Below are 19,243 nucleotides of genomic sequence, written 5' to 3' on the forward strand. Positions count from 1 at the left end.
ATGAGTGAAGACCTCTGGGCCGCCCGCGAAGGCGACGCACTGCTGCACACCTCGGTGATGGCCGATATTCTCGGCGGTGTACTGGAAGTGGCCGCCTATGCGGCAATCACCTACGTGGGCTGCCTCGCGGTCGCGGCGGCGGTTGCTATAACAACCGGCGCAACCATCGCCACCGGTGGCGTTGCATTGGTTTTGGTCGTGGGTGCGGTCGTCGGGATCACCGCGGGGCTTACAGGGGCCGATCTGAAAATATCCAGTTGGTGCGAGTCAGCTGCCAATTGGGTGTTTCCACCGGTGATCGACGCCTTCATTACCAGTGGTTCAGACAACGTTTTCATCAACGGGAAAAAGGCTGCACGAGCGGCTGGCAAGATGACCGCTGTGCCGGTGGCCCCCAGTGAGCCACCAGAACCGAGCTTTCTGGACATGGCCGGGGAGTTTTTCTCTCAACTGTGGCGACCGACCGTCGCCTCACCCGCTCCCGGCACCGAGCCTTGCCGACTGGACACCGTTGCGTGCAACAAGCACCCGCCGATGCCCTTGCAATTCATTGCAGAGGGCTCAAGCTCAGTGTTCATCAATGGGCAACCTGCAGCGCGAAGCGGCGATCGCAGCACCTGTGACGCCAAGGTAGGGACAGCCCAGGGTCTGATCTCGCCGGATGTGCGCATCGGTGGTGAGACCATCGTGGTGCAGGAAATTCGCAGCGGAAAAACGCCCGGCGTAGGCCTGGCGATTGCTGTGGTGATGGCGTTGCGAGGCAACCTGAAGTGTTTCTGGAGCAAGCTGCCGTGCCTGGTCGGAGGTTTGTTGGTAGGAGGTGCCGTCTCTTACGCAACCAGCAAGATCACCTCTGCGCTCAAGAGCGCCACAAATGGCTCGCCCAATCCGGTTCACAGCGCGACCGGGGCCAAGATCCTGGGCGGGGACGAGGAACTCGACTTCATCCTCCCGGGCTTGCTCCCGATAGATTGGCAGCGTTTCTACAGCAGCCTCGACACACGCCGGGATGGCCTCTTTGGCGCCAGCTGGAGCGTTGCGTATGAGGTGTCGATCGAGATAGAGGCAGACGATAACCTGTTCTACATCGATGAGCAGGGGCGCCGCCTGGAGATCGGTTATATCCCCTTGTCCGGTGGAGCCTTCGATCCGGGCGAAGGCCTTGCGGTCAGGCGCAGCGGTGACGGCGCAATATTGATCGAGAGTATCGACGGCCTGTATCGACTGTTCGAAGCCGACCCGCTAAACAGTTCGCGGATGCGCCTGCATCTGCTGGGTGATCGCAATGAAGGGCGGATCTTTCTCGACTACGACACTCAGGGGCGGCTGTATCGCCTACGCGACACCCATGACTTGATGCACGTAGAGCTGAGCTACTCGGCCGAACACCCACGGCGCGTGAGCGAAATCGAACGACGTTACCTGCACCAGCAACATTTCGAAGCGCGCAGCGATGTGCTCGTCAGTTACCGCTATGACAGTCACGGCGACCTGGCTGAAGTCTTGGACGGGCAAGGTACGACCCTTCGACGCTTTGCTTATGACAATTGCCGGCGAATGGTCGAACACCAATTGCCCGTTGGCCTGCGCTGCTTCTACCAATGGGGTGCAGTGCCCGGGCCGCACGGCGAGGAGTGGCGCGTGAGCCGCCACTGGACAGACGCTGGCGATGAGTACACCTTCGACTACGATCTCTACGCTGGTATTACCCGTGTGACCGACGGCCTGATGCGCGTCAGCACACGGCATTGGAACCCGCAGTACCAGATCACTCGCTACGTCGATAACCTGGGCCATACGTGGCAGTTCGAGTGGAACGAAGATCGCCAGTTGCTCGGTGCGATTGACCCGCAAAACGGCCAGTGGCGCTTCAACTATGACGCGTCCGGCAACCTGAGCACGGTGATCGATCCATTGGCCAGGACCAGTAGCACGCAGTGGCTGGCGCACTGGGCATTGCCCCAAGTGGAAACTGATCCGGCGGGCAACAGTTGGCATTATCGCTACGACCAGCGAGGCAACTGCATCGAAGAAATCGACCCACTGGGCAACCGTACTTGCTATGTCTATGACGGTTTCGGTCAGCCGGTGCGCATCATCGATGCCACGGAAAAAACCAAAGTGCTGCATTGGAACGAGTGGAGCCAACTGGTCGAAGCGGTGGATTGCTCGGGTTATCCCACTCGTTATCAGTACGACGCCTTTGGCAATCTGGTGGTGCAAACCAATGCAGAAGGCGAGTCGGTGCGCTACCGGTACGGCCCTCGAGGGCTGCTCTTGGAGAGCCAACTCCCGGATGGCCGTGTGGAACAGTTCCAGCGCAGCGCCAGCGGTTATCTGACGGCCCATGTCGATCCCGCCGGTAGCACCACGCGCTACGCCTATGACACACGCGGCCTGGTCAAGCAACGCTGGGATGCGCATAACCGCACGGTCATGTTTGATCACGACGCCTACGGGCGACTGCGCAAGCTGACCAATGAGAACGGCGAAAGCTACCGCTTCGAGTGGGATGCGGCCGACCGCATGGTGCAACAGCAAGACCTCGACCAGAGTCGGCGCTGCTACACCTATGATCCGCTGGATGATGTCGTCGCCGTGGACTATCTGCCGGGGACGGAAGGCGAACCGGTAGCGCCGTTCTCACACCAGTTTCAACGAGACCCAATCGGACGCCTGGTCAGTAAAGTCACCGCAGACGGCATCACCGTTTACGAACATGATCTGAACGATCAACTGGTCAGCGTCACGTCCACCGCGCCTGACGGTCGACAGCATCGACTGGACTTCAGCTACGATGCGCTTGGGCAACTGCTGCAGGAGCAAAGTACAGCGGGCTCCCTACAGCATTGCTACGACGAATTGGGGAACCTGATTCAGACCCGGTTGCCCGACGGTCGATGGCTGAACCGACTCTACTACGGCAGCGGCCACCTGCATCAGTTAAATCTCGACGGAAAGGTCATCAGCGACTTCGAGCGTGATCGTTTGCACCGCGAAGTACAGCGCACTCAAGGCCAACTCAAGACAAGTACCACATACGACCGCAGTGGCAGGATTCGCTCACGGCAGCGCCGCAGTATTGACCAACCGTGGCAGTTGCCGCCGTTGGTCGAGACTGGCTACAGCTACGATTCCAGCGATAACCTGATCGGGCGTCGTCGCATCGGCCGTATTCACGATCGCCAAGAGCACTTGGGTTACGACAGCACCGACCGCATTCTTGTCTGCCACCACGTCGGAAAGAGCGAAACCTACGCCTATGACGCCGCAGCCAACCTGCTGGATAGCGGGCATCAAGGGGGACTTGTACGACATAACCGGCTGCTCACCTATCAGGACAAGCGTTATCGATACGATGCCATGGGCCGTATGATCGAAAAACGCAGCGGCATGCGTGGTTTTCAGCGCTTTGCCTATGACGCGGAAAGTCGGCTGGTTGAAGTGCGAAATGAGAGCGGCAGCGTGGTCAGGATGACCTATGACCCACTGGGTCGACGCGTCGAAAAAAACGAATATGACGACGATGGCTATCCGCTGGGTCAGACACGTTTCACCTGGGATGGTTTACGCCTGTTGCAAGAGCATAAGCACAGCCAGACGAGCCTTTATGTTTATGAAGGGGAAAGCTACGAGCCTCTGGCCCGAATAGACGGTACCGGGTCGCTTGAAAAAATTCGCTATTACCACAATGATCTGAACGGCCTCCCTGAGCAGCTTACCGAGGCCGATGGACACCCCCTCTGGCAGGCCAGTTACCAAGTGTGGGGCAATACCTCCGAGGAAGTGCGCGAGCCTTACTACATTGAAGAGCAGAACCTACGATTCCAGGGACAGTACCTGGACCGGGAGACGGGGCTGCATTTCAATACATTTCGGTTTTATGATCCGGATATAGGGCGCTTTACAACGCCGGACCCTGTTGGGCTGGCAGGAGGTTTTAACCTTTATCAGTATTCTCCTAATCCTTCCGGATGGATCGATCCGTTGGGATGGGCACCTTGCGGTTCAACAACAGCCAAGCTTCAGGCACACGCCAATGCCGCTAGAAAGGCTGTTTACAGTAACCCTCAACGGTCGTTGACCCCGAAACAGAGAGCAGCAGTAAAACGAGCCTATGACAGAGGTGATCTCGGACAAGCACGATCACGCTATCGCCGGTATGTAGGGCAGAGAATAGATGCAGACTTCAAAAACAGAGTAAAAAATGACCCGTCACTGGGGCATTTGGAGGTATCCAAATCAGGGCAACGCCTACCCGATGTGTATGAAACTAAAACTAAAACCTGGTGGGATCTCACGACGAAGGCTGATTGGAAAAGGGGCACGCATCAGCGGCGTTACGGGGACTGGGGCAATGGTTATGAAGGAATATTATGGTGAGTGAAAAAACTCCATCAAAGGTACTGTCCGGCGTTGAGCAGGACGGACTTGTTTTGCCTAAAAAAACGCGCTTTGAAAACGAGCTCATCAGTGGTTGCAAACTGAAAAACGCGAACCTCTGCGATCCGATTTTTGACCAATGTGTTTTGGAAAATTGCGACTTTGAGAAAGCTGACTTTTCCGGCTCGCGATTCTTCAATAAAACATCCTTGACCCGTTGCTCGTTCAAGAATGCGGATTTTCAGGCATCCGGCTTCAGCAATAGCAAATTCGAAAACTGCACGTTTGTGAAATGCAACTTCCGTGAAGCATCCTTGAAGGATTGCACCTTTGTCAGCTGCACCTTTTCTCAGTGCAAAATCATTGATAACTCGTTTAACGCAAAAAATATAACCAACATTAAATTCATTGGAAAACTCCAGGAAGTCCGTTTTATATCAGATCAGCCCCACACCCCAATTTCTGTCGACTTTGAACTTTGCAAACTTGACTATGTAACCTTTGAAAACTGCAACCTGGAAAACATCATACCCCCCGCCGAGGCCAAACACGTTTTCTTTAAGGATGTGGCAGCCCGCGCAAAAAAAGCACTCACAGTGATCTCTGCGGAACCTGAAAGCCAGATCAACAAAATATTAAAGCGACGACTGTTAAAACTCACAACTCAACGAGGTGCAGTTTTCAACACTGACAATCTGGAAGAATATGAAGGCGCAGAATTCACCGCACGATTTATTTCACTTCTCCAGGATTCTTAAACAGCACAGTACAGTTGAAGCCTTTGATCGTGCACGCTATTTCAACACTGGCCAAGATGATTGACCCGCCCAGTGAGGAGTGGGAATTTGTTGATATCGGGGAAGGTGGCGCTGATGTCGTCAAGGCAGTGGAAGAGCAAGTCGACGCTCTAAAACGCGATTAGACGAACTGGCTTGAATTGGCATACGTATCAATACCCCACAAAAAATGGGCACCCGATCCAGTCGGCGTGCCCATCTCTCCTACCACCCCGCCCCCTTCGAGACGGTAACGCTATTACGCGTTGACAGTGTCTTTCAGCGATTTACCCGGCTTGAACGCAACCGTGTTGCTCGCCTTGATCTTCACCGGCTCACCGGTTTGAGGGTTTTTGCCAGTGCGAGCGCCACGGTGGCGTTGCAGGAAGGTGCCGAAGCCAACCAGGGTGACGCTGTCCTTGCGGTGCAGGGCGCCGGTGATTTCTTCGAGAACGGCGTTGAGGACGCGGTTGGCCTGTTCTTTAGTGAGATCGGCTTTTTCAGCGATGGCGGCTGCGAGTTCTGGTTTACGCATAAGTGAAGCCTCTTTGACGGTTTTTTGTTGTTATGTCCGTGCTGCTCTCTTCTGGAGCAGCGCCCAAAGCGCCGCAGGCTCTACTCTGCGGCAGACGGGAGTGAGGATGGCATGCCCTCGCACGCTCCGCCAGTCTAGCGGCGACCTTTCTGGAGGGAAAAACGTGCTTATTCCGACAGAACGACCGGTATTTACGCCAGCAACGGCGGAAGTTCTTTGTTGAGGGCGAGTTTTTCCATCACGGCGCTGCCAGTCAGTGCGTAACCCAGCAGGCGACCGCTGGCGTCACGGCACAGGGCCTTGATGTCGGCGCCCTCGCCTTCGACACTCCAGACGCCTTCGGTGCCCCGAGGCGGTGGCGAAACCACCAGCGGGCAGATCGGGGTTTTCACGGTCACTGGCATCGGGCCGTAGCTGACGGCGGTGGCGTTGCCGGCCAGGGTCTGGGCCAACGCACGGGCGCAGCTCATCAGCGGCATCACGTACAGCAGGTTCAGTCCGTCGACCTCGGCGCAGTCGCCCAGGGCGTAGATATTGGCGTGGGAGGTCTTGAGGTGGCGGTCCACCATGATCCCGCGATTGGTCTGCAGGCCGGCGGCGGCGGCCAGGTCGACGCGTGGGCGCAGGCCGATGGCCGAGACCACCAGGTCGCAGGCGATCACTTCACCGTCCGACAGGTGAGCTTCCAGGCCATCAGCGGTGCGCTGCAGGCGATTGAGCACCGGGCCCAGGTGGAAACGCGCGCCGAGGCCTTCGAGGCCGGCCTGTACCGCGGCGGCGGCGGCCGGGTGCAACAGGGTCGGCATGACTTGCTCGCACGGTGCCACCAGGTCGATTTCATAACCGCCCAGGATCAGGTCATTGGCGAACTCGCAGCCGATCAGGCCGGCGCCGAGCAGCAGCACACGGCGCTTGCCGGCAGCGGCGGCACGAAAGCGCGCGTAGTCTTCGAGGTCGTTGATCGGGAAAATCAGGTCAGCCGCATCGCCTTCAACCGGCACACGCACGGTTTCTGCGCCCCAGGCCAGGATCAGGTCGCGGTAGGCCACCGCCTCCTCGCCGATCCACAGGCGCTTGTGCCCGGGGTCGATGCCGCTGACGCGGGTGTGAGTGCGCACTTCGGCCTTGAGTTGCTCGGCCATGGCGCCCGGTTCAGCCATGCTCAGGCCATCGGCTTCCTTGTTCTTGCCAAACCCGGTGGAAAGCATGGGCTTGGAGTAGGAGCGCCCGTCATCCGCAGTGATCAGCAGCAATGGGGTTTCGCTGTCGAGCTTGCGAAACTCACGGGCCAGGTTGTAACCGGCCAATCCGGTGCCGATGATCACGACAGGTGCGTTCATTCCTTTCTCCTTGTAATACTTTTCTGAAAATCGAGAATCAACCGATTTCGATCATTTCGAAATCCATTTTGCCCACGCCGCAGTCCGGGCACAGCCAGTCTTCCGGGACGTCTTCCCAACGGGTGCCAGGCAGAATTCCGTCATCCGGCCAGCCGTCCTTTTCGTCGTAGATCAGGCCACAGACGACACATTGCCACTTCTTCATTACTTGCTTCCTCAGGAGTCCAGGCTTCTTGGCCGACGGTCGATAGACCCGCATTGCCGTACGGCTCAGGGCGTTTTGTACTGATGGTGGCCGGCAGATGCAAGCATGATCGACGCAAACAGCCGGTTGCCTCCGGCAAAAACGTTGGACGCCATGGTAAGCTCGCCGCCTCTTTTGCTGCCGATACTGACTCACCGTGCCGCACTCAATCGACCCTCCCGATGCTTGCCAATGGTTGACCCAGAGCCTCCTGGCCCCTGTACCCACGTCCTTGACCCTCAATTGGCTGTTCAACGAAGACTCGCTGACGCGGCGGTTGACGTGGCTGTCCAACGACGGTTTCAGCGTCACGCCACTGTTCGAAGGCTGGCAACCGCTACGCGATGACGAATGTGCCGCCCTGGCGCTGGCGCCGGCCAGTATCGGTTGGGTGCGCGAGGTGTATCTGCGTGGGCATGGTCAGCCGTGGGTGTTCGCACGCAGTGTGGCCGCACGCGGCGCTCTGCAGGGCGACGGCCTGCATATGGATGAGTTGGGCAGCCGGTCCCTGGGCGAACTGCTGTTCTGTGACCAGGCCTTCACCCGCCAGGCCATCGAAGTGTGCCATTACCCTCGGCACTGGTTGCCAGCGGCCGATCAGGTCGACGGGCTGTGGGCACGCCGCTCACGCTTTGATCGCGGGCCGCTGAGCGTGCTGGTCGCGGAAGTCTTCTTGCCCAGTTTCTGGCACGCGCTGCACGCCCATCCGGAGAATTGCTGATGTACCAACGTCTGCTCAAGTCCCTGAACCACCTGAACCCCAGGGCCTGGGATTTCATTCAACTGACCCGTATGGACAAGCCCATCGGCATCTACCTGCTGTTGTGGCCGACCCTATGGGCGCTGTGGATCGCCGGCAAAGGCTCGCCTTCTTTAATCAATATCGTGATCTTCGTGCTCGGCGTGGTGCTGACGCGCGCCGGTGGCTGTGTGATCAACGACTGGGCCGACCGCAAGGTCGACGGCCATGTGAAGCGCACCGAGCAACGCCCGCTGGTGAGCGGCAAGATCAGCTCCAAAGAGGCACTGGTGTTTTTTGCCGTGCTGATGGGCATCAGTTTCCTGCTGGTGCTGCTGACCAATGCCACCACCATCCTGCTGTCCCTCGGTGGCCTGGCCCTGGCGGCGAGCTACCCGTTCATGAAGCGCTACACCTATTACCCGCAGGTGGTGCTGGGGGCGGCGTTTTCCTGGGGCATGCCGATGGCGTTCACTGCCGAAACGGGTCACCTTCCCGCTACGGCCTGGCTGCTGTATATCGCCAACCTGCTGTGGACAGTGGGTTACGACACGTATTACGCGATGACCGACCGGGATGACGATTTGAAGATCGGCGTGAAATCCACCGCCATTCTATTTGGCGATGCGGATCGCGTGATCATCCTTACGCTGCAAGGGCTGTCGTTGGTGTGCCTGTTGCTGGCGGGGGCGCGATTCGAGTTGGGTGGCTGGTTCCACCTGGGTCTGCTGGGCGCGGCGGGCTGTTTTGCCTGGGAGTTCTGGTACACCCGGGACAAGGACCGCATGAAGTGCTTCAAGGCGTTCCTGCACAACCACTGGGCGGGGTTGGCGATATTTGTCGGGATTGTGGCGGACTATGCGTTTCGCTGAGGTTTTTGTGGCGGTTGTCCCGACCTCATCGGGGGCAAGCCCCCTCCCACATTTGGAATGTGTTCCCCTGTGGGAGGGGTGGTACGACGATTCGACTTGCCCCCGGTGATTTCAGCGGCACCGCGTCATCAAGGCTTGATCACGTGCCACGCCCCACCTTTGCCATCACCGGTCTTGTCACCGGCCTTGTGGTCATCCTTGTAGGTGTAGACGGGCTTACCGTCATAGGCCCACTGGCTGGTCTGGTCATCGCGGGTGATAACGGTCCATTTGCCCATCGACTTGTCAGTGGACTCTGCCTTCAACGGCGGCCAATTGGTCGCGCACTGGTCCTTGCACACGGACTTGCCGTCAGCGTCCTTGTCGAAGGTGTAGAGCGTCATACCCTTGTGGTCCACCAGCATTCCGTCTTTGGTCATCGCCGGCTCCGCCGCAAACGCCAGGCCCGGCAGCGTCAACGCAGCCGTCACCAGCAGGGCTTTCCAGGAAATCGTGCTGTAAGTCATCGGAACCTTCCTTTTGTGGTTGTCAGGATTCGGACTCAAAGCGTAGTCCAGAGAGGCGGGAATTGCCCGAGCGACTAAATTACTGTCACACGACTGCAATAATTCCGTTATCTAATGCGGCGCAAGACAGTTAAATGACAAGAGGATTTTCGAGCATGGTTGGCAGGAGCATTCTGATTGTTGACGACGAAGCGCCCATCCGCGAGATGATCGCCGTTGCGTTGGAAATGGCCGGCTATGACTGCCTGGAGGCGGAGAACTCCCAGCAGGCCCATGCCATTATCGTCGACCGCAAGCCGGACCTGATCCTGCTGGACTGGATGCTGCCCGGCACCTCCGGCATCGAACTGGCCCGCCGCCTCAAGCGTGACGAGCTGACCGGGGACATCCCGATCATCATGCTCACCGCCAAGGGCGAAGAGGACAACAAGATCCAGGGCCTGGAAGTCGGTGCCGATGACTACATCACCAAACCTTTTTCCCCACGGGAGTTGGTAGCGCGCCTGAAGGCCGTACTGCGCCGCGCCGGGCCTACCGATGGCGAAGCGCCTATCGAAGTCGGCGGCCTGCTGCTGGACCCGATCAGCCACCGCGTGACCATCGACGGCAAACCGGCCGAGATGGGCCCCACCGAATACCGCCTGCTGCAATTCTTCATGACCCACCAGGAGCGTGCCTACACCCGTGGCCAACTGCTGGACCAAGTGTGGGGCGGCAACGTGTACGTGGAAGAACGCACCGTGGACGTGCATATCCGTCGCCTGCGCAAAGCCTTGGGCGATGCCTACGAGAATCTGGTACAAACCGTGCGCGGCACTGGTTACCGCTTCTCTACCAAGGGCTGAGCCAATCGGATCCTGACTTAACAGCTGACAAGGACGCATGTTCAAGTGAACCAAAACTGGCATGGCACCCTGATCCGCCACATGCTTTTGCTGATCACCGGCTGCCTGCTGGTTGGGCTGGTCAGCGGCTATTACGGCTGGAGTCTGGCAGTCGGCATCGCGCTGTACCTGGGCTGGACCCTCAAGCAACTGCTGCGCCTGCACGAATGGCTACGCCAGCATAAACCCGATGAGGCACCACCCGATGGCTACGGCCTGTGGGGCGAGGTGTTCGACAGCATCTACCACCTGCAACGTCGCGACCAGCGTGTGCGCGGCCGCCTGCAAGCGGTGATCGACCGGGTGCAGGAGTCCACCGCCGCGCTCAAGGACGCGGTGATCATGCTAGACAGCGACGGCAACCTGGAATGGTGGAACCGCGCCGCCGAGACCCTGCTGGGCCTCAAGACCCCCCAGGACAGCGGCCAGCCAGTGACCAATCTGGTGCGCCACCCGCGCTTCAAGGAGTACTTCGAACAGGAGAACTACGAAGAAGCCCTGGAAATCCCCTCGCCCACCAATGACCGCGTACGCATCCAGCTGTACCTGACGCGCTACGGCAATAATGAACACCTGATGCTGGTGCGCGATGTCACCCGCATCCACCAGCTGGAGCAGATGCGCAAGGACTTCGTCGCCAACGTCTCCCACGAGTTGCGTACACCGCTGACGGTGATCTGCGGCTACCTGGAGACGCTGCTGGACAACGTCGACGAGATCAACCCACGCTGGAGCCGGGCCCTGCAGCAAATGCAGCAGCAAGGCTCGCGCATGCAGACCCTGCTCAACGACCTGCTGTTGCTGGCCAAGCTGGAAGCCACCGATTATCCGTCGGACAACCAGCCGGTGGCCGTGCAAAGCCTGTTGCAGACCATCAAGAACGACGCCCAGGCCCTCTCCGGCCAACGCGGGCAGCAGATCAGCCTGGAAGCCGACCCGGCCGTGCTGCTCAAGGGCAGCGAAGGCGAGTTGCGCAGCGCGTTTTCCAACCTGGTGTTCAACGCCGTGAAGTACACCCAGGACAAAGGCAATATCCGCATCCGCTGGTGGGCCGACGAACAAGGTGCGCATTTGAGCGTGCAGGACTCCGGCATCGGTATCGACGCCAAGCACCTGCCGCGCCTGACCGAGCGCTTCTACCGTGTCGACTCCAGCCGCAATTCCAACACCGGTGGCACCGGGCTCGGCCTGGCGATCGTCAAGCACGTGCTGCTGCGCCACCGCGCACGCCTGGAAATCAGCAGCGTGCTGGGACATGGCAGCACGTTTACCTGCCATTTTCCGCCGGCTCAGGTGGCGCGCTCGCGAGCCCTCGGCAACGACAACTAAACCAAAGACACCACGGGCCTACATGTGGGAGGGGGCTTGCCCCCGATGGCGGCGGGTCAGATATGAATGTGCTGCCTGACATACTGCCATCGGGGGCAAGCCCCCTCCCACAGTGGACCGGTGTTGTTTTAGAGAGTGCATTCCAGGCCCCGCCCGGCAGTGGGCACTAGGCAAGCGCCCCGTCAGCCGCTACATTGGCCGACTTGCGCCTGCCTTTCAGGCCCGCCTGCCACCCCTTACTGAACATACGGAACCTGCAAAACCCCATCATGGACCCTTCCCCTGGTATCACCCTCGCGACACTCTTCGCCGACTTCGGAATGATTCTTTTTGCTCTGATCCTGGTACTGCTCAACGGCTTCTTCGTTGCGGCGGAGTTCGCCATGGTCAAACTGCGCGCCACCCGGGTCGAGGCCATCGCCCACAAGAACGGCTGGCGCGGGCAGATCCTGCGCACCGTACACAGCCAGCTCGACGCCTACCTGTCGGCGTGCCAGCTGGGCATCACCCTCGCCTCCCTGGGCCTGGGCTGGGTCGGTGAACCGGCCTTCGCGCACATCCTCGAGCCACTGCTGGGCGCCGTGGGCGTCGAGTCGCCGGAAGTGATCAAGGGCGTGTCGTTCTTTGCGGCGTTCTTCGTGATCTCCTACCTGCACATCGTGGTCGGCGAACTGGCACCCAAGTCCTGGGCGATTCGCAAGCCCGAGCTGCTGTCGCTGTGGACGGCGGTGCCGCTGTACCTGTTCTACTGGGCCATGTACCCGGCGATCTACCTGCTCAACGCCAGCGCCAACGCCATCCTGCGCATTGCCGGCCAGGGCGAGCCTGGCCCGCACCATGAACACCATTACAGCCGCGAAGAACTCAAGCTGATCCTGCACTCCAGCCGTGGCCAGGACCCGAGCGACCAGGGCATGCGCGTACTGGCCTCCGCCGTGGAAATGGGCGAGCTGGAAGTGGTGGACTGGGCCAACTCCCGGGAAGACCTGGTGACCCTGGACTTCAACGCGCCGCTCAAGGAAATCCTTGCGCTGTTCCGTCGCCACAAGTTCAGCCGTTACCCGGTATATGACGCGGTACGCAACGAATTCGTGGGCCTGTTGCACATCAAGGACCTGCTGCTGGAACTGGCGGCCCTGGACCACATCCCCGAGTCGTTCAACCTGGCCGAGCTGACCCGCCCGCTGGAGCGTGTGTCGCGGCACATGCCGTTGTCGCAGCTGCTGGAACAGTTCCGCAAAGGCGGCGCGCACTTCGCCCTGGTGGAAGAAGCCGACGGCAAGATCATCGGCTACCTCACCATGGAAGACGTGCTGGAAGTGCTGGTGGGCGATATCCAGGACGAACACCGCAAGGCCGAGCGCGGCATCCTGGCCTATCAGCCGGGCAAGCTGCTGGTGCGTGGCGACACGCCGCTGTTCAAGGTGGAGCGCCTGCTGGGCGTGGACCTGGACCACATCGAAGCCGAAACCCTGGCCGGCCTGATCTATGACACCCTCAAGCGGGTGCCCGAGGAGGAAGAAGTGCTGGAGGTTGAAGGCTTGCGCATCATCATCAAGAAGATGAAAGGGCCGAAGATCGTACTGGCCAAGGTGCTGTTGCTGGATTGACCGTCAATTGCCCAATGCAAAATTGGGCAATGCACCGACCGGCTGATTGAACTCATATGGGATCGAGACCAGCCCCGCCCCGGGAACGCGCTGCACCACAAAATGCAGATGCGGCCCGCTGCTGTTGCCGGTATTGCCCGACAACGCCAGCGGGCTCCCCACCGCTACATGCTGCCCGACCCGGACGCTGACCGAACCTTGCTTGAGGTGCAGGTACACGCCCTCGGTGCCGTCGTCGTGGCGCACCCTCACGAAATTCCCCGACGCATCACTGCCCCGCCCGGTCTGCTCGTTCTCGGTTTTCACCACCACCCCGCTGCGCGCCGCAATGATTGGCGTGCCTTCGGGCATGGCGATATCCATGGCGTAGCGGCTCTTACTATCGGTATGGCTGAAGGTGCCGTTGGGGCCTTGGGTCAGGCGAAACGGACCGCCGCGCCAGGGCAAGGGGTAGCGGTAGGCCTGAGGCGGGTAGCGGGCCGGAGGCCTGTCGATTATCGGCCGTTCAAGCTTGCGCTCCTGGATCACGAACGCCAGGGCGCCCGGCGTATACCGGTCGCTGATAAACACCAGGCCATTGGCATCGACGGATTTGTAGAGGGTCATGGCCTGGGTCGACACGGCGACCGTTGCCAACCCGCAGCACAGCAAGAAGCGCATAAGCATGGCGTAAACCTGCCGGGATGACTGAGCGGCAGGTTAGCGCGGTTTGATGACAACTTCAGGCAGGCAGCCCGTTGAAACAAATATCCACGTTCATTTGGGCGGCCGCCGACAAATTGACCAAGGCATCCAGGGAGAGTTTGTCGATCTTGCCGGTGAGAACGTCGTTAAGTCGGGGCTGACTGATCCCCAGTCTTTGCGCCGCATCTTTTTGAGAAAGCTCCCAGCGACGAATGGTTTGGCACAGCTCCAAAAGCAATTTTGAACGCAGCCGCATATTGGCGGCTTGCTGGGGTGTGTCTTCCAGAGCATCCCAGACACAACTGAAACGCTCGCCGTAATCTTTTTGATTCGTCATGGGCTCACCCTAACTCCTGCAATCTGGCACGAGCCAGCTCGATATCACGCCCTTCGGTTTTTTGTGTGGTCTTGCGCAGCGCGTGCAACACATAGATGGCCTCTGGCCGGTTGACCACATAAAACACCCGAAAAGCGCCCGACTCTTCAGTGATCCGGATCTCGCTGACGCCCCTCCCAATGGTCTTCATCGGCTTGCAGTCAAAGGGTTGCTCACCGTGCTGCAAGAGATCCAACTGAAACCCCACTGCCCTCCGGGCATCGAGCGGAAACGCTTTGAGATCCTTGAGCGAGCTTCCTAGAAACACCACATCCTTGTGCCTTGGCATTGGCTTCTCCTTTCATGGAAAGAAAAAGCGTAATCGACGATTCGGCCAAGGAACGTGGAGGTTTGTTTCAAGGCATAGCAAAGCCTCGCTGACACCGAAGCGTTATCGAAAGCCTATATCGAAACAGATATAAATCAAGGCACGTACCGGGAATCAGACAGTCGGTCGATTCCCGGCACTCAGGGAATCACGCACCCGGCACAAAATGCTTCTGCGCCGTGCCACGTGCGATCAGGCGGGAGATGTAGTCGAGCTTCTGCGCATCCTGGTCAATAAACCGGAACGTCAGCTGCAGCCAATCGCTGTCCGGCTTCGGTTCGAAGGCGACGATGGCGTGCAGGTAGCCATTGAGGCGGGCCACTTCGGCGTTTTCGCCTTGCTCCAGGTCGAGCACGGCGCTTTCCAGTACCTGGGGCAGGACTTCACCGCGACGCACCACCAGCAGCGCTTCCTTGATGCTCAGCGCCTTGATCACGCATTGCTGGGTGCCACTGGACAGGCGCAATTGGCCCTGGCCACGACCGCCAGCCGGCGCAGCCGCTACCGGCGCCTGCACCGGTGGGCTGTTGAGCAACCCTTTGTTAGGCGCAGGAGCGGCAGCCGCAACAGGAGCCGCACGCGCCACTTCGGGTTTGCCGCCGGTCAGGGCGCTCAAGGAATCGTTGCCGAAAGCCGAGTTCATCTTGGTCGGCGCGCTGGCGACCAGGGCGTCGAGGCGACCGATCTTGTGCAGGGCCTGCTTGACCTTGTTCAGCAACTGCTCGTTGGTAAACGGTTTGCTGACGTAGCCGGAAACCCCGGCCTGGATAGCCTGGACTACGTTCTCCTTGTCGCCACGGCTGGTGACCATCACGAACGGCATGGCTTTGAGGTGAGGCTGCTCGCGGCACCAGGTCAACAGCTCAAGGCCGGACATCTCTGGCATTTCCCAGTCGCACAGCACCAGGTCGAAGGTCTCGCGCATCAGGATGGCCTGGGCCTTTTTGCCGTTCACCGCATCTTCAAGCTTGATCCCGGGGAAGTAGTTGCGCAGGCACTTCTTCACCAGGTCGCGGATAAACGAGGCGTCATCCACCACCAACACACTGACTTTACTCATCGACCCTTCATCCTATAAAAACTTCGGCACGCAAGACGCCTGACTGATGGCATTTTGCCAAAAACTCTGCAGTCACGTTGGGACTTTCTTGTGCCCCCTCGCTGAAAAATTCGGGCCCGCAAACAAAAACGCCCGACCAAAGGCCGGGCGTTAATTTCTCGGGCAACCTTACTTATCGTCAGGTACGCCCGGAACATTAGGGATTTGATCGACTGAACCTTCAACTTCGGCCTTCATGCGCTTGAGGCCCATGTGCCGCACGTCGGTGCCGCGCACCAGGTAAATCACCAGTTCGGAGATATTGCGCGCATGGTCGCCAATCCGCTCCAGGGAGCGCAGCACCCAGATAATGCTCAAGACCCGCGAGATAGAGCGCGGGTCTTCCATCATGTAGGTGGCCAGCTCACGCAGCGCAGTCTTGTACTCACGGTCGATGACCTTGTCGTACTGGGCCACCGACAGTGCCAGTTCGGCGTCGAAGCGGGCAAAGGCGTCGAGCGCATCGCGCACCATGTTGCGCACCTGGTCGCCGATGTGGCGCACTTCCACGTAACCGCGCGGCGCTTCGCCTTCTTCGCACAACTGGATGGCGCGTCGGGCGATCTTGGTGGCTTCGTCGCCGATGCGCTCCAGGTCGATCACCGATTTGGAGATGCTGATGATCAACCGCAGGTCGGACGCCGCCGGCTGGCGACGGGCGAGAATGCGCAGGCATTCTTCGTCGATATTGCGTTCCATCTGGTTGATCTGGTCATCGATCTCACGCACTTGCTGGGCCAGGCCCGAGTCGGCCTCGATCAGCGCGGTGACCGCATCGTTGACTTGCTTCTCCACCAGCCCGCCCATCGCCAGGAGGTGGCTGCGCACTTCCTCGAGCTCGGCGTTGAACTGCGCGGAGATGTGGTGGGTAAGGCCTTCTTTGCTAATCATGTTGGCGTCCTTGGAGCGTCCGGTAAGGTGCGGATAACCGCAGCGTCAGTGCAATCAGAACCACAGCTTCCTAGCCGTAGCGACCGGTGATGTAGTCTTCGGTCTGCTTCTTCGCCGGATTGGTGAACAGGGTATCGGTGTCGCCGAATTCCACCAGCTTGCCCATGTACATGAACGCGGTGTAGTCGGAAACCCGCGCCGCCTGTTGCATGTTGTGGGTCACGATAACGATGGTGAACTTGGACTTGAGCTCGTAGATCAGTTCTTCGACTTTCAGCGTCGAGATCGGGTCGAGAGCCGAGCAGGGTTCGTCGAGCAGCAACACTTCCGGCTCCACGGCGATTGTGCGAGCGATCACCAGACGCTGTTGCTGGCCGCCGGACAGACCGAGGGCCGAGTCGTGCAGGCGGTCCTTCACTTCGTCCCACAGCGCCGCGCCTTTCAAGGCCCACTCGACCGCTTCGTCGAGGATGCGCTTCTTGTTGATGCCCTGGATACGCAGGCCGTAGACCACGTTTTCGTAGATGGTCTTGGGGAACGGGTTGGGCTTCTGGAACACCATGCCCACGCGCCGACGCAGCTCGGCCACATCTTCGCCCTTGCGGTAAATGTTGGTGCCGTAGAGGTTGATGGCACCGTCCACACGGCAACCGTCCACCAGGTCGTTCATGCGGTTGAAGGTACGCAGCAGCGTGGACTTGCCGCAGCCCGACGGGCCGATGAAGGCGGTCACGCGCTGCTTGGGAATGTTCATGCTGACGTCGAACAGCGCCTGTTTTTCACCGTAGTACAGGCTCAGGCCCGGCACTTCGATGGCCACGGTTTCCTGGGCCAGGCTCAGGCTCTGCTTGTCGCGACCCAGGGCAGACATGTTGATGCCGTGAGTGTGGGTGTCTTGCTGCATGGGATGCTCCCTGTGCTACCAATTCATTGTGTGTGGGAGGGGGCTTGACCCCTCCCACATTGAAAAGCTTTAGCTGTCCAACGCTTTGTATTTTTCGCGCAGATGGTTACGGATCCACACTGCCGACAAGTTGAGCGTGGCGATCACCAGCACCAGCAGCAACGCGGTGGCGTACACCAGCGGCCGGGCGGCTTCGACGTTGGGGCTCTGGAAGCCGACGTCATAGATGTGGAAGCCCAGGTGCATGATCTTCTGGTCCAGATGCAGGTACGGGTAGTTGCCGTCCAGCGGCAACGACGGCGCCAGTTTCACCACGCCCACCAGCATCAGCGGCGCCACCTCACCGGCGGCGCGGGCCACGGCGAGGATCATGCCGGTCATCATTGCCGGGCTGGCCATCGGCAGCACGATCTTCCACAGCGTTTCCGCCTTGGTCGCACCCAGTGCCAGGGAGCCTTCACGCACAGTGCGAGGAATTCGCGCCAGGCCTTCTTCTGTGGCCACGATCACCACCGGCACCGCCAGCAGCGCCAGGGTCAGCGAGGCCCACAACAGGCCCGGCGTGCCGAACGTCGGCGCCGGCAGGGCTTCGGCGAAGAACAGGCGGTCAACCGAGCCACCCAATACATACACGAAGAAGCCCAGGCCGAACACGCCGTAGACGATGGCCGGTACGCCGGCCAGGTTGTTCACGGCGATACGGATAACCCGCGTCAGGGTGTTCTGCTTGGCGTATTCACGCAGGTACACCGCCGCCAGCACGCCGAACGGGGTCACGATCATCGCCATGATCAGGGTCATCATCACGGTGCCGAAGATGGCCGGGAAGATCCCGCCTTCGGTGTTGGCTTCCCGTGGGTCATCGCTGAGGAATTCCCAGACCTTGCTGAAGTAGAAGCCGATCTTGGTGATCGTGCCCATGGCGTTCGGCTGGTACGCGTGCACCACTTTGCCGATGCCGATTTCCACTTCCTTGCCGTTCGCATCGCGTGCCGTCAGGGCGTCACGGTTGAACTGGGCGTGCAGGTCGGCCAGGCGGGCTTCGATATCTTGGTAACGGGCATTCAGCTCGGCGCGGTCGGCGTCCATGTCGGCCTGTGCGGCGGCGTCGAGCTTGCCTTCCAGTTCCAGTTTGCGGCCATGCAGGCGGATACGTTCCAGGCCTGCGTTGATTGCGCCGATGTCGGATTTTTCGAGGGTCTTGAGCTGGGCAGCCAGCTTGTTGACGCGGTCCACACGGGCCTGCAGCTCCGGCCAGGCAGCCTCGCCTTCGGCAATGACCTTGCCATCCTGCTTGACGTTGACCAGGGTGCCGTAGAAGTTGCCCCACTCACGCCGCTCGATGGTCATGAGGTTCGCCGGCGTGGTCTGGTCCTTGAGCCACTCGCCGACGATCCAGGTGAAGTCATTGCCGTTCAGGTCACGGTTGCCGACCTTGATCAGCTCGCGGGTCATGAACTCAGGGCCCTGGTCCGGCACCGGCAGGCCGGCGCTTTTCAGGCGTTCGCGGGGCACTTCTTCCTTCTGCACCACTTCGCCGATGACGATATGATTTTCCTGGCCCGGCACGTTGTAGTTGGCCTGGATCAGGTCGGCCGGCCAGAAATGGCCCAGGCCACGCACGGCAATCACGGCCAGCAGACCAATGGTCATGATAACCGCGATGGACACCGCGCCACCGCTGATCCAGACGCCGGGGGCGCCGCTCTTGAACCATCCATTCAGGGAGTTCTGTTTCACAGA

The 19,243-nt window shown here is 59.8% G+C and carries 18 protein-coding genes; 7 read left to right on the top strand and 11 right to left on the bottom strand.

Annotated elements, in window-relative coordinates:
* Together BM110_RS22760 and BM110_RS22765 are read left to right on the top strand one after the other, a co-directional pair.
* Nucleotides 1–4,383, top strand: a complete 4,383-nt coding sequence (locus tag BM110_RS22760) for an RHS repeat-associated core domain-containing protein (RefSeq protein WP_093514210.1) — start codon at nt 1–3, stop codon at nt 4,381–4,383.
* Nucleotides 4,380–5,141, top strand: coding sequence for a pentapeptide repeat-containing protein (locus BM110_RS22765; RefSeq protein WP_175538862.1), 762 nt, complete (start codon nt 4,380–4,382; stop codon nt 5,139–5,141). The genes BM110_RS22760 and BM110_RS22765 overlap by 4 nt, the downstream gene beginning before the upstream one ends.
* A 277-nt stretch (nt 5,142–5,418) precedes the next feature.
* Here the strand turns inward: BM110_RS22765 and BM110_RS22770 are convergent, their stop codons facing one another.
* The 3 genes from BM110_RS22770 to BM110_RS22780 form a co-directional block, all read right to left on the bottom strand.
* On the bottom strand, nt 5,419–5,694 hold the full coding sequence (locus BM110_RS22770) for an HU family DNA-binding protein (RefSeq protein ID WP_003176958.1): 276 nt from the start codon (nt 5,692–5,694) through the stop codon (nt 5,419–5,421).
* A 191-nt stretch (nt 5,695–5,885) separates the two neighbouring features.
* The gene (locus tag BM110_RS22775) at nt 5,886–7,034 is read right to left on the bottom strand and encodes an NAD(P)/FAD-dependent oxidoreductase (RefSeq protein WP_092241630.1); all 1,149 of its coding nucleotides are present in this window, start codon (nt 7,032–7,034) and stop codon (nt 5,886–5,888) included.
* A gap of 37 nt (nt 7,035–7,071) precedes the next feature.
* Entirely contained in the window at nt 7,072–7,239 is a 168-nt protein-coding gene (locus tag BM110_RS22780) for a rubredoxin (protein WP_015886569.1), read from the bottom strand.
* A 196-nt stretch (nt 7,240–7,435) separates the two neighbouring features.
* On the opposite strand from BM110_RS22780, the gene BM110_RS22785 reads away from it, so the two are divergent.
* Nucleotides 7,436–7,999: a chorismate--pyruvate lyase family protein gene (locus tag BM110_RS22785; protein ID WP_092241628.1), complete on the top strand. Its 564-nt coding sequence runs from the start codon at nt 7,436–7,438 to the stop codon at nt 7,997–7,999.
* Nucleotides 7,999–8,889: a 4-hydroxybenzoate octaprenyltransferase gene (gene ubiA / locus BM110_RS22790; protein WP_093514212.1), complete on the top strand. Its 891-nt coding sequence runs from the start codon at nt 7,999–8,001 to the stop codon at nt 8,887–8,889. Before BM110_RS22785 ends, ubiA begins: the two co-directional genes overlap by 1 nt.
* 128 nt (nt 8,890–9,017) lie before the next feature.
* Here the strand turns inward: ubiA and BM110_RS22795 are convergent, their stop codons facing one another.
* A complete protein-coding gene (locus BM110_RS22795) occupies nt 9,018–9,395 on the bottom strand; it encodes a COG4315 family predicted lipoprotein (protein WP_071490818.1) in 378 nt (125 codons plus the stop codon).
* A 155-nt stretch (nt 9,396–9,550) separates the two neighbouring features.
* On the opposite strand from BM110_RS22795, the gene phoB reads away from it, so the two are divergent.
* From phoB to BM110_RS22810, 3 genes are all read left to right on the top strand, one after another.
* Nucleotides 9,551–10,240: a phosphate regulon transcriptional regulator PhoB gene (phoB, locus tag BM110_RS22800; protein WP_003176964.1), complete on the top strand. Its 690-nt coding sequence runs from the start codon at nt 9,551–9,553 to the stop codon at nt 10,238–10,240.
* An 81-nt stretch (nt 10,241–10,321) separates the two neighbouring features.
* Nucleotides 10,322–11,608: a phosphate regulon sensor histidine kinase PhoR gene (gene phoR, locus BM110_RS22805; RefSeq protein WP_219731685.1), complete on the top strand. Its 1,287-nt coding sequence runs from the start codon at nt 10,322–10,324 to the stop codon at nt 11,606–11,608.
* A 269-nt stretch (nt 11,609–11,877) separates the two neighbouring features.
* Nucleotides 11,878–13,218, top strand: a complete 1,341-nt coding sequence (locus tag BM110_RS22810) for a hemolysin family protein (protein WP_010207573.1) — start codon at nt 11,878–11,880, stop codon at nt 13,216–13,218.
* A 3-nt stretch (nt 13,219–13,221) separates the two neighbouring features.
* On the opposite strand, the gene BM110_RS22815 is transcribed toward BM110_RS22810, so the two are convergent.
* The 7 genes from BM110_RS22815 to pstA all read right to left on the bottom strand — a co-directional run bounded on the left by BM110_RS22815 (nt 13,222) and on the right by pstA (nt 19,240).
* Entirely contained in the window at nt 13,222–13,884 is a 663-nt protein-coding gene (locus tag BM110_RS22815; RefSeq protein WP_093514214.1) for a M23 family metallopeptidase, read from the bottom strand.
* 55 nt (nt 13,885–13,939) lie between these two features.
* Nucleotides 13,940–14,239, bottom strand: coding sequence for a helix-turn-helix domain-containing protein (locus BM110_RS22820; RefSeq protein WP_092241620.1), 300 nt, complete (start codon nt 14,237–14,239; stop codon nt 13,940–13,942).
* 4 nt (nt 14,240–14,243) lie between these two features.
* Nucleotides 14,244–14,567, bottom strand: coding sequence for a type II toxin-antitoxin system RelE/ParE family toxin (locus BM110_RS22825; protein WP_092241617.1), 324 nt, complete (start codon nt 14,565–14,567; stop codon nt 14,244–14,246).
* 187 nt (nt 14,568–14,754) lie between these two features.
* The gene (locus BM110_RS22830) at nt 14,755–15,666 is read right to left on the bottom strand and encodes a response regulator (protein ID WP_092241615.1); all 912 of its coding nucleotides are present in this window, start codon (nt 15,664–15,666) and stop codon (nt 14,755–14,757) included.
* A 168-nt stretch (nt 15,667–15,834) separates the two neighbouring features.
* Nucleotides 15,835–16,596: a phosphate signaling complex protein PhoU gene (phoU, locus tag BM110_RS22835; protein WP_058424288.1), complete on the bottom strand. Its 762-nt coding sequence runs from the start codon at nt 16,594–16,596 to the stop codon at nt 15,835–15,837.
* A 70-nt stretch (nt 16,597–16,666) separates the two neighbouring features.
* Nucleotides 16,667–17,500, bottom strand: a complete 834-nt coding sequence (gene pstB / locus BM110_RS22840) for a phosphate ABC transporter ATP-binding protein PstB (RefSeq protein ID WP_025856391.1) — start codon at nt 17,498–17,500, stop codon at nt 16,667–16,669.
* Nucleotides 17,501–17,569: 69 nt separating this feature from the next.
* The gene (pstA, locus tag BM110_RS22845; RefSeq protein ID WP_093514215.1) at nt 17,570–19,240 is read right to left on the bottom strand and encodes a phosphate ABC transporter permease PstA; all 1,671 of its coding nucleotides are present in this window, start codon (nt 19,238–19,240) and stop codon (nt 17,570–17,572) included.
* Nucleotides 19,241–19,243 lie beyond the last annotated feature (3 nt).

The organism is Pseudomonas sp. NFPP28, from assembly GCF_900115535.1.
In the GTDB taxonomy this organism is placed as follows: Bacteria; Pseudomonadota; Gammaproteobacteria; order Pseudomonadales; family Pseudomonadaceae; genus Aquipseudomonas; species Aquipseudomonas extremorientalis.

Excerpts from the sequence above, each read along its gene's own strand:
- BM110_RS22760 (WP_093514210.1), top strand. The coding sequence starts at position 1 with ATGAGTGAAGACCTCTGGGCCGCCCGCGAAGGCGACGCACTGCTGCAC.
- BM110_RS22770 (WP_003176958.1), bottom strand. The coding sequence starts at position 5,694 with ATGCGTAAACCAGAACTCGCAGCCGCCATCGCTGAAAAAGCCGATCTC.
- BM110_RS22775 (WP_092241630.1), bottom strand. The coding sequence starts at position 7,034 with ATGAACGCACCTGTCGTGATCATCGGCACCGGATTGGCCGGTTACAAC.
- BM110_RS22780 (WP_015886569.1), bottom strand. The coding sequence starts at position 7,239 with ATGAAGAAGTGGCAATGTGTCGTCTGTGGCCTGATCTACGACGAAAAG.
- ubiA (WP_093514212.1), top strand. The coding sequence starts at position 7,999 with ATGTACCAACGTCTGCTCAAGTCCCTGAACCACCTGAACCCCAGGGCC.
- BM110_RS22795 (WP_071490818.1), bottom strand. The coding sequence starts at position 9,395 with ATGACTTACAGCACGATTTCCTGGAAAGCCCTGCTGGTGACGGCTGCG.
- phoB (WP_003176964.1), top strand. The coding sequence starts at position 9,551 with ATGGTTGGCAGGAGCATTCTGATTGTTGACGACGAAGCGCCCATCCGC.
- phoR (WP_219731685.1), top strand. The coding sequence starts at position 10,322 with ATGCTTTTGCTGATCACCGGCTGCCTGCTGGTTGGGCTGGTCAGCGGC.
- BM110_RS22810 (WP_010207573.1), top strand. The coding sequence starts at position 11,878 with ATGGACCCTTCCCCTGGTATCACCCTCGCGACACTCTTCGCCGACTTC.
- BM110_RS22815 (WP_093514214.1), bottom strand. The coding sequence starts at position 13,884 with ATGCTTATGCGCTTCTTGCTGTGCTGCGGGTTGGCAACGGTCGCCGTG.
- BM110_RS22820 (WP_092241620.1), bottom strand. The coding sequence starts at position 14,239 with ATGACGAATCAAAAAGATTACGGCGAGCGTTTCAGTTGTGTCTGGGAT.
- BM110_RS22825 (WP_092241617.1), bottom strand. The coding sequence starts at position 14,567 with ATGCCAAGGCACAAGGATGTGGTGTTTCTAGGAAGCTCGCTCAAGGAT.
- BM110_RS22830 (WP_092241615.1), bottom strand. The coding sequence starts at position 15,666 with ATGAGTAAAGTCAGTGTGTTGGTGGTGGATGACGCCTCGTTTATCCGC.
- phoU (WP_058424288.1), bottom strand. The coding sequence starts at position 16,596 with ATGATTAGCAAAGAAGGCCTTACCCACCACATCTCCGCGCAGTTCAAC.
- pstB (WP_025856391.1), bottom strand. The coding sequence starts at position 17,500 with ATGCAGCAAGACACCCACACTCACGGCATCAACATGTCTGCCCTGGGT.